General features: G+C 70.8%; 10 protein-coding genes and 1 pseudogene. 10 read left to right on the top strand and 1 reads right to left on the bottom strand.

Features of this window, described 5'->3' with window-relative positions; translation table 11 throughout:
- The 4 genes and pseudogenes from VGB24_RS18660 to VGB24_RS18645 form a co-directional block, all read left to right on the top strand.
- Positions 1-110: pseudogene (locus tag VGB24_RS18660) on the top strand (IS5/IS1182 family transposase); the annotation flags it as partial.
- Positions 111-327: 217 nt separating this feature from the next.
- On the top strand, positions 328-594 hold the full coding sequence (locus VGB24_RS18655) for a GlsB/YeaQ/YmgE family stress response membrane protein (protein ID WP_331074458.1): 267 nt from the start codon (positions 328-330) through the stop codon (positions 592-594).
- 33 nt (positions 595-627) lie between these two features.
- Positions 628-1,554: a hypothetical protein gene (locus VGB24_RS18650; RefSeq protein WP_331074457.1), complete on the top strand. Its 927-nt coding sequence runs from the start codon at positions 628-630 to the stop codon at positions 1,552-1,554.
- Between the two features lie 444 nt (positions 1,555-1,998).
- The gene (locus VGB24_RS18645) at positions 1,999-3,276 is read left to right on the top strand and encodes a DUF445 domain-containing protein (RefSeq protein ID WP_331074456.1); all 1,278 of its coding nucleotides are present in this window, start codon (positions 1,999-2,001) and stop codon (positions 3,274-3,276) included.
- Positions 3,277-3,283: 7 nt separating this feature from the next.
- Here the strand turns inward: VGB24_RS18645 and VGB24_RS18640 are convergent, their stop codons facing one another.
- The gene (locus tag VGB24_RS18640) at positions 3,284-3,907 is read right to left on the bottom strand and encodes a CDP-alcohol phosphatidyltransferase family protein (protein ID WP_331074455.1); all 624 of its coding nucleotides are present in this window, start codon (positions 3,905-3,907) and stop codon (positions 3,284-3,286) included.
- A gap of 185 nt (positions 3,908-4,092) precedes the next feature.
- On the opposite strand from VGB24_RS18640, the gene fdhD reads away from it, so the two are divergent.
- The 6 genes from fdhD to VGB24_RS18610 all read left to right on the top strand — a co-directional run bounded on the left by fdhD (position 4,093) and on the right by VGB24_RS18610 (position 9,298).
- Positions 4,093-4,986 (top strand): formate dehydrogenase accessory sulfurtransferase FdhD, encoded by an 894-nt coding sequence (gene fdhD, locus VGB24_RS18635; protein WP_331074454.1) that lies wholly within the window; start codon positions 4,093-4,095, stop codon positions 4,984-4,986.
- A gap of 20 nt (positions 4,987-5,006) precedes the next feature.
- A complete protein-coding gene (locus tag VGB24_RS18630) occupies positions 5,007-5,690 on the top strand; it encodes an AMIN-like domain-containing (lipo)protein (RefSeq protein WP_331074453.1) in 684 nt (227 codons plus the stop codon).
- Between the two features lie 177 nt (positions 5,691-5,867).
- Positions 5,868-6,863 carry an N-acetyl-gamma-glutamyl-phosphate reductase gene (gene argC / locus VGB24_RS18625; protein WP_331074452.1) on the top strand — a complete coding sequence of 332 codons (996 nt, stop codon included), beginning with the start codon at positions 5,868-5,870 and terminating at the stop codon, positions 6,861-6,863.
- Positions 6,860-7,624, top strand: coding sequence for an acetylglutamate kinase (argB, locus tag VGB24_RS18620; protein WP_331074451.1), 765 nt, complete (start codon positions 6,860-6,862; stop codon positions 7,622-7,624). Before argC ends, argB begins: the two co-directional genes overlap by 4 nt.
- Positions 7,611-8,774 (top strand): acetylornithine/succinylornithine family transaminase, encoded by a 1,164-nt coding sequence (locus VGB24_RS18615; RefSeq protein ID WP_331074450.1) that lies wholly within the window; start codon positions 7,611-7,613, stop codon positions 8,772-8,774. Before argB ends, VGB24_RS18615 begins: the two co-directional genes overlap by 14 nt.
- A complete protein-coding gene (locus VGB24_RS18610; protein ID WP_331074449.1) occupies positions 8,768-9,298 on the top strand; it encodes an N-acetyltransferase in 531 nt (176 codons plus the stop codon). The genes VGB24_RS18615 and VGB24_RS18610 overlap by 7 nt, the downstream gene beginning before the upstream one ends.
- The last annotated feature ends 160 nt before the right edge of the window (positions 9,299-9,458 follow it).

Genomic DNA, 9,458 nt, shown 5'->3' with positions numbered 1-9,458 from the left:
GGCGCTGCCGCCGTTTGAGCAAGGACTACGAGGGCCTGCCGGAGAGTAGCGAAGCATGGATCCATCTTGCGATGTCGGGTCTCATGCTCCGTCGGCTTCGGCCAAGTTGACGTTTCTCAACACCCTCTGAGGCCCAGGCGCGCGAAACCGGCCCGTACTCCAGACTTCGCGGGCCGAAGGATCTTGTCGCGGCCACTACTCAGCCGGGGCGAGGCAGCGCTCACGATCGCTGGAGGCTCGTCCTGAGCGGGTGAGCCCGTCGCCAAGAGCAGCCTGGGTACGTCGCTTGCCCTGATGGTACGGACACACAACAACGGGAGATGAACGATGGATCTGCTGACGTGGATTATCGTGGGACTGGTCGCCGGCGTGCTCGCTGGGCTGGTCGTGGGCGGCGTGGGGCTGGTGGGCGACATCATCGTGGGGATCGTGGGCGCGTTCGTCGGCGGATGGCTCTTCCGCCAGCTCGGCGTGACCACGCCGTTCAGCGGCCTGGCGGGAACCATCTTCACCGCGTTCGTGGGCGCGGTGGTGCTGCTCTTTCTGCTGCACGCCCTGCACAGGCGCCGGGGCGGGTACGGGCGACGCCGTTGACCACTTTGGCTACTTCGTAGCACCGGCGCGCGGATGCTGCACCTCACCAACGGCGACGCCGCGGCGGACGCCATCCGCGCAGCTGGCATTCCGGGGGAGATCCTTCCCTGGCGCGACGTGCTGCACGACGGGCCGGTGCCCGCCGGCCTCCCGCTCCGCGAGCTGAGCCTCGTCCGCGCCGGGTTCATCGCGTCCCGCGGCTGGGGCGCGGTGGACGAGGTGCGCCGCGGGTTCGAGGAGCGGGACGCCGCGCTGGCCGCGTCGGCGGACGAGGACGAGGTGGTGCTCTGGTTCGAGCACGACCTGTACGACCAGCTCCAGCTGATCCAGGTGCTGGACTGGTTCGCCGAGCACCCGCGCCCGGGGCTGACGCTGATCAACCCCGCGCAGTACCTGGGTCCCTCCACGCCCGACCAGCTTCGCGCGCTGTTCGCGCTGCGCATGCCCGTCACCCATGCGCACCTCTCCGCCGCCCGCGCCGCGTGGGAGGCGTTCCGCGCGCCCGACCCCCGGGGGATGGAGACGATCCCGGGAGCGGAGCTGGCGGCACTCCCGCACCTGTCGTCCGCCCTGCGCCGCCACCTTCAGCAGTTTCCGTCGACGCGAGACGGCCTGTCGCGCAGCGAGCGCCAGGCGCTGGAGGTGCTCGCGGATGGTCCGCGCACGGCGGGCAAGCTGTACCGGGCGTCACACCACGATCGCGAAGATCCCATCTGGCTGGGCGACTCCACCTTCTTTTCCTACCTCGAAGACCTGGGCCCGCTGGTCACCATCGGCGAGGCAGACGATGTCCACCGCCGCCCGGTCGCCCTGACGGACCTGGGCCGCGACGTCCTGGCCGGCCGTGCGGACCGCGTCGCGGCGATCGGGATCGACCGCTGGCTGGGCGGCGTGCACCTGCAGGGCCGTGATGTACCATGGCGCTGGGACGAGGCAGCCGGGAGGATCGAGCACGGATAGAGTCCATCGCTTCAAACAAGAAAGGCCACCCACATCGAGCGGGTGACCTTTCCAACCCTGGCATTACTTCCGCTGGCCCAGAGGCGAACACTGCGGTTATGACGGCTCAGGGAATCACGCTTGTAAGCTAACGAAAGGGCAGGCGGGCCGGCAATTGGCGCCGCTGTCGCGCCCAGTCATCGTGCTGGTTCAGGCTAGATCCTTCGGCGCGCGGCGTATCTGGCGTGGGCAGGTTCAGTGCGCCTGCGCCTCAGGATGACAAGCTAGGTTGCAATCCGCGGCTGGCGTGTCGATGGCTGCGTGTCCGCCCTTCCGGGTTCCGCGCGTCCGGGTGAGGGCCCCTCCGAATCCCGCCGCATCCCCCGCGCGTAGTGCTGGCACGCATCCTCCACGTACGCGGATCGGATGCAGCATGACCCACGAACGAGAACCAATCGGATCGGGATGGAAATCGGCCGGCTGACCCTGCCCCCGCTGCGGGACGAGGAAGAAAAGCGCGTGCGGCTGGAAAAGATGAAGCGCGTCGCCACCGGCCTGCTGGGCGTGGCGACCCTCATCTTCGTCGTCGCGCGCATCTTCGAGGCACGCTACCCGTGGCTCGGCTTCATCCGCGCCACCGCCGAGGCCGCCATGGTGGGCGCCGTCGCCGACTGGTTCGCGGTGACGGCGCTGTTCCGCTATCCCATGGGCGTGAAGATCCCGCACACGGCCATCATCCCCAACCGCAAGGACCGCATCGGCAAGAGCCTGGGCAACTTCGTCCAGAACAACTTCCTGTCGCCGCCCGTGATCTCCGCCAAGCTGCGCGAGGCCAACGTGGCGCTCAGGCTGGCGCAGTGGCTGGCCAACCCGGACCACGGCGACACGGTGGGCAAGCACGCCGCCGCCGCCGTCACGGGCCTCGTCCAGGTGCTGCGCGACGAAGAGGTGCAGGAGATCATCGAGCAAAGCGTGATGGGGCGCGTGCGCACCACGCAGGTGGCGCCGCTGATGGGAAGCGTGCTGACGCTGGTCACGGCCGAAAACCGCCACCAGGAGCTGCTGGATTCCGCCATCCGCCTGTTCGACCGGCTGTTCGAGGAAAACCGCGAGGTCCTGCGCGCCAAGATCACCCAGGAAACGCCTTGGTGGATGCCCACGGCGGTGAACGAAGAGATCTACAAGCGGATCGCGCGGGGGATCGAAAAGACGCTGGTGGAGGTGGCGCACGACCCCGCCCACCCGCTGCGGGGGCGGTTCAACGAGGCCGTCGCCGAGTTCGTGGAGCGCTTGAAGAGCTCGCCCGAGATGATCGCGCGGGGCGAGGCGCTCAAGGAAGAGGTGCTGGGCCACCCCGCCGTGCGGGCCTACTCGGCGGGGCTGTGGGCCGACATCAAGGCGTCGGTCCTGCTCCACAGCGCGGACCCGGAAAGCGAGTTCCGCCGCCGCGTGGGGAGCGCCGTCACCCGGTTCGGCGGATCGCTGCTGGAAGACGAGGAGCTGCTGGCCAAGGCCAACGGCTGGGTGGAGCAGGCGGTGCTGTACGTGATCGAGCAGTACCGGCACGAGGTGGCCGACCTGATCGAAACCACCGTGCAGGCGTGGGACCCGGAAGACACCACCCGCAAGATCGAGCTGCAGATCGGCCGCGACCTGCAGTACATCCGCATCAACGGCACGCTGGTGGGCGGCCTGGTGGGGCTGCTGATCTACACGGTGTCGCTCTTCTTCGGCGCGGGATGACGCCGCGTCACGCGGCCGGGGCGGGGGTGCGGAACACCAGCGCCACCGAGTAGAACTTGACCACGAGGATGCCGACGACCACGGCGGTCACCAGCACGGGCGAGCGGGTGAGCACCAGCAGCGCCGTCACCAGCCCCGTGTTGAACACCTTGCCCAGCGGAGACCAGTTGAGCTCCCACACCCGCTTGTTGACGAGGTAGTAGTAGTTGGGCGAGATCATGCGCGGGTAGCGCAGGTACTGGTTGCTCAGGTAGTGGTCCACGCCCATGAACTGGATGAGGAACAGCACCACGGGAACCGCCAGCGCCGGGTACAGGTACAGCTCGTTGAGGTAGAAGAAGGCCACGAGCAGGCGGTCGGCCAGGATGTCGAACTGGCCTCCGAACAGGGTTTCCTGGTTCAGCCAGCGGGCGACGGCGCCGTCCAGGATGTCGAGCGACCAGTAGACGCCCAGCCCCCACAGGTTCAGCCGCTCGTCGCCGTGCAGCGCCGCCAAGGTGAACAGCACCATCCCCGCCACCAGCCGCACGGCCGTGATCAGGTTGGGCCACGTCCACGGGGTGTCGGGGTGGATCTCCGTGGGAAGCGGCGGTGCGCCCCAGGGAAGCTTCTCGGGCTGGGCTGGCGGCATGCGGATGCTGACGGGTGTGGGATGGCGCTCGTCCGACGTGTGTCGCGGCGCGCAAAAGCTCACCCGCGACGGCGCCCGCCGCAACCCCGGCCCGGGCGCTCCGCCGGATCGCCCTTGCGGCGGCCACACACCCCAAGCACCTTTCAGGGCAAGCGTTTGCGCCACTCTCCAGCGGTCCGGCCCTGATGCAGAACGATTCCACGCCGCCGAGGGCCACGCGCCGGGGCAGCACCGTCCGCCGCCGCATCGAGCGCGTCGCCCTCGCGCCGGAGGGTGCGCTGCGCCGCGTGCGCGAGGACGTGCTGGCGACGGAGGAGCCGCTGGAGATCCGCGTCGTCGTGGGCGACGGCGTGTCGCACCGCGTGGCGGTGACCATGCGGACGCCCGGGGCGGACTTCGAGCTGGCGGCGGGCTTCCTGTACGGCGAAGGGCTGATCGGCGGGCCGGAGGCGGTGCGCGCCATCCGCTACTGCACCGAGGCCGAGCAGCTGTACAACGTGGTGAACGTGGTGCTGGCGCCGGGCGTGCCGTTCGACGCGGCGAACCTGGCGCGCAACTTCTACACGACGTCCAGCTGCGGCGTGTGCGGCAAGGCGTCCATCGAAGCGGTGATGGGCCCGGCGTGCGCGCGGGTGGCGGGTGGTGTCACGGTGGATGCGGATACGCTCGTCGGGCTTCCCGCGCGGCTGCGGCAGGCGCAGGCCGTCTTCGAGCGCACCGGCGGGCTTCACGCCGCGGCGCAGTTCACGGCTGACGGCGAGCTGGTGCGGGTGAGGGAAGACGTGGGCCGCCACAACGCGATGGACAAGCTGGTCGGCTCCGCGCTGCTCGCGGGCGAGCTGCCGCTGGCGGATCACGTGGTGCTGGTGAGCGGGCGGTTGAGCTTCGAGCTGGTGCAGAAGGCCGCCCGGGCGGGCGCCGCGGTGCTGGCGGGCGTTTCGGCGCCCAGCAGCCTGGCGGTGGAGCTGGCGGAGCAGGCGGGGATGACGCTCGCGGGGTTCGTCCGCGAGCCGGGATTCAACATCTACACGGGAGGCGAGCGCATCGCTTCCCGTGTTCGCGAAAAGGTGGGCGGATGACGGGACGGGCACTCGGAACGATGATGATCGCCGCCGCACTGGCGGGATGCGGCGAGCAGGGCAACGAGCTGCGCGAGGCGACGGAGCGGCGGCGCGCGACCGAGGCGCGGGACGACTCGGCGGTGGCGGATTCCGTGCCCCGCGTACCCGCGCGCCTGCCGGCTTTCGTGCTGGCGGACTCCACTCCCGCCGGCCGCTCAGCCGACAGTGCCGCCGCGACTCCAGCGCCCGGCGCCGACTCCGCCGCGGCGCCGTCCCCTGCGCCGCAGGCGGACTGGACGTCGGGGCGCACGCAGGTCCGCCGGCGGCCGGGCGGGGTGGCGACGCTGCGCCAGGTGCGCACCGCGCCGAACGCGGGGTTCGACCGGTTCGTCGTGGCACTGGGGGCCGATGCCATCCCGGGGTACCGCATCGAGTACGTCGACCGGCCGGTGCGCCAGTGCGGTTCGGGCGAGGCCACGAAGATCGCGGGCGACGGGTGGCTCTCCATCACCCTTTCCGCCGCGCGCGCCCACGACGACCAGGGCCGCGCCACCATCCAGCAGCGTGAGCGGGCGCTGTCGCTTCCCGTGCTGCGCGAATACGAGTTCACGTGCGACTTCGAGGCCGAGGTGCAGATCGTCCTCGGCGTGGCATCGCCCAACCGCTACCGGGTGCTCGAGCTGGCGAACCCAAGCCGGCTCGTGATCGACGTCCAGCACTGAAAAAAAAACGTTTCACGCAGAGGTCGCAGAGGGAAAAGAGAGGACGCAGAGGGCAGCCACGGCCCCTCTGCGTCCTCTCGTTCTTCTCTGCGTCCTCTGCGTGAAAGCTGTTGAGATACCCGCCCCCGCATCGAAACCATTGACGCTATGGGGATTTCGGTATAGGTTTGCGAGCCCATGAATAATTATACTAGCGCACGAATCGGAATCCTGGGGGCTGGCGGATACGCGGGGCGGGAGCTGGTAAGGCTTCTCGCTCGCCACCCGCGGGCGCGGATCGCGTGGGCGACGTCGGAGTCCGAGGCGGGAACGGCGCTGGACGATCTCGTTCCCGGCGCGCGCGGACCGGCGCTGGTGAAGGCGGAAGACGCGGCGCTGGACGAGTGCGACTGCGTGGTGTCGTGCCTGCCGCACGGCGAGAGCGCGCGCTGGATGGAACGGGCGCGCGCGGCGGGGGTGAGGGCCATCGACCTGTCGGCGGACCTGCGCGTGCCGGGGGCCGGCACGCCGGAGTGGGCGCGCGAGGCGGTGTACGGGCTTCCCGAGCTGCACCGCGAGCGGATCGCCGGTGCGCAGCTGGTCGCCAACCCGGGATGCTATCCCACCGCCGCCATCCTGGCCCTGGCACCCCTGCTGCGGCGCGGCCTGGCGGCCGGCCCGGTGATCGTCAACGCGGCGTCGGGGGTCACGGGCGCGGGGCGCTCGCCCAGGCGCGAGCTGCTGTTCGCCGAGGTGGCCGAGGGGTTCAGCGCCTACGCCGTCGGCAACGTGCACCGGCACCTGGCGGAGATGCGGTCGCAGGCCGCCGGGCTGGTGGGGGGGCGGGCCCCGGAGCTGGTGTTCACCCCGCACCTGCTGCCGGTGCGGCGCGGCATCCTGGAGACGATCTACGTGCCGCTGAACGAGCCGCTGCTCGGAGAGCCGATCGGAATGTGGATGGATGATTATGCATCGGAACCCTTCGTACGGGTGACGAGCGGACGCATGCCGTCGCTGGCGGATGCGGTGGGGTCCAACCGCGTGGCCATCGGCGTCACCGCCGTCCGCGATGTGGCGGCGCCGATGCTGATCGTGGTGGCGGCCATCGACAACCTGGTGAAGGGCGCGGCCGGGCAGGCCGTGCAGAACCTCAACCTGATGTTCGGATGGCCCGAGACGGAGGCGCTGGCGTGAGGGTCGTCAAGGTGGGCGGCAACCTGGCCGAGGACGCCGGGTGGATGTGCTCCGTGGCGGATGCCGTCGCCGCGTCCTCCGTCCCCACCCTCCTCGTTCACGGGGGCGGCAAGGAAGTCAGCCAGCTGCAGCGCGCGCTGGGCGAGGAGCCGGCGTGGGTGGACGGACTGCGGGTGACCACGCCCATCGCGCTCGACGCCGTGCGGATGGTGCTGAGCGGCGTCGTCAACAAGCGCTGGGTGGCCGCGCTGCTGGATGCCGGGGTCGACGCGGTGGGGGTGTCGGGTGAGGACGGCGGGCTGCTGGTCGGCCGGACGATCCGCGGCGGCGCGCTGGGGCGGGCGGGGGAGCTGGTGTCGGTGCGGACGGAGCTGCTGCACGCGTGGATGGAGCAGCGGCTGACGCTGGTGATCTCCCCCGTGTCGCGCTGCACGGACGGTGGCGGGTTGAACGTGAACGCCGACGATGCCGCCGCCGCCATTGCCGCCACTTTGGGTGCGGCGGAGCTGCTCTTCGTTTCCGACGTGCCCGGCGTGCGCCGCGCGGGCGAGTGGCTGGCGGCGCTGGGCGGGGCCGAAGCCGAGGCGCTGGCCGCCTCGGGCGAGGCGTCGGGGGGAATGCTCCCCAAGCTGCGCGCGGCGTTCACCGCGGCGGCGGCCGGGGTGGCGGGGGTGAGGATCGGGGACGTGGGGATGCTGACGGACCTGGCCGCGGGAACGCGGATCGAACCTGTACGGGAGATGGCCGATGCTGGCTGCTGACACGCAATCCGCCCTGCTGGGCGTCTACAAGCCGGCCGGCCCGTCCTTCGTGGCGGGTGAGGGATGCTGGCTGACGGGCGACGACGGGCGCCGCTACCTGGACTTGACCAGCGGCATCGCGGTGAACGCCCTGGGCTACGGCGACCCCAACGTGGCGGCCGCCATCCGCGGCGCGCTGGACGCCGGCATCCTCCACACGTCGAACCTGTTCCGCACCGCGCCCGCGGGCGAGCTGGCGGCGTGGCTGGCCGCGCATTCCTTCGCCGACCGCGTGTTCTTCTGCAACAGCGGCGCGGAGGCCAACGAGGGCGCCATCAAGTTCGCGCGGCGCTGGGCGGGCGACCGGGACGAGATCATCGCGTTCCGTGGCGGCTTCCACGGCCGGACGATGGGCGCGCTGGCCCTGACCGACCGCCCCGCCTACCAGGAGCCGTTCCGCCCGCTGATGCCGGGCGTGCACTTCGCCGAGGTGGGCGACGTGGACGGGGTGAAGGCCCTGCTGCAGACCGGGCGCGTGGCGGCCGTCATCATCGAGCCCATCCAGGCCGAGGGCGGCGTGCGCTTGGTGGCGCCCGGGTTCCTGCAGGCACTCCGCGCCCTGTGCACCGAGCACGGCGCGCTGCTGATGCTGGACGAGGTGCAGACGGGGCTGGGCCGCACGGGAACGCTGTGGGCGCACGAGGCGGCGGGGATCACGCCGGACGTGATGACGCTGGCCAAGCCGCTCGCCGGCGGCCTGCCGATGGGTGCCGTGCTGGTGACGGAAGCCGTGGCGGCGGCGCTGAAGCCGGGCGACCACGGCAGCACCTTCGGCGGGGGGACGCTCGTGGCGTCGGCCGCGCTGGCGACGTGCCGCAAGATCGGCGCGGAGCCGTTCATGGCCGAGGTCCGCCGCAAGAGCGAGCTGCTGGCCGACCTGCTGGGCGCGCTGGCGCTCCGCCGCCCCGGCATCCGCCAGGTGCGCGGCGCGGGGCTGATGTGGGGGATCGAGATGGACGACGCGGCCGGGATCGTGGGCCGCGCGCTGGAGGCCGGGCTGCTGCTGTGCACCGCCGGCCCGGACGTGGTGCGGCTGCTTCCGCCGCTTGTGATCGGGGACGACGAACTGCGCCAGGGCATCGCGATCCTGGAAGGAGCGATGGAATGCTGATCCAGATTGCGCCCCCCGCCTCGGCGGGCGGCATCGACGTCACCCCGGTAGGCGCCGGGGCGCCGGTGACGGTGCGCCCCGCGCGCATCGCCGACATGCTGGCGGTGGAGCCGCTGATCAACCACTTCGCCGCGCAGAACCTGATGCTGCCCAAGACGCCGGAGCAGCTGGTCCGCCTGTTCCGCGAGTTCGTGGTGGCGACGGACGAGAACGGGCGCCTGCTAGGGTGCGGCGGCCTGCGCATCTTTTCGCCCGAGCTGGCGGAAATCATCTCCCTGGCCGTGAGCCCGGCGGCGCAGGGGCTGGGGCTGGGCGGGCGCATCGTGGAGCGGCTGGTGGAAGACGCCGAGACGCTGGGCATCACCACCGTCTTCGCGCTGACGCTGCGCGACGGCTTCTTCCACCGCCTGGGCTTTCGCACCGTGAACAAGGAGATGTTCCCGGCCAAGGTGTGGGCCGACTGCCGGAACTGCTCCAAGCTGCACGCCTGCGACGAGATCGCGGTCTACAAGGAAGTGCGTTAGTGCGTGAGTGCGTTAGTGCGGGAGCAACTGCAGCCCGTCTGAAGCTTTCGCGCGGCGGAATGCACACTGACGCACTCACGAACTAACGCACTCACGCACTTTGCTCCACACCGCGGGAACGCGGTAAACCAAACGAACTACCACCGCAAGGGAGCACACA

This window comes from Longimicrobium sp. (genome assembly GCF_036399935.1).
In the GTDB taxonomy this organism is placed as follows: Bacteria; Gemmatimonadota; Gemmatimonadetes; order Longimicrobiales; family Longimicrobiaceae; genus Longimicrobium.
This window is presented reverse-complemented; position numbering and strand designations above follow the sequence as displayed.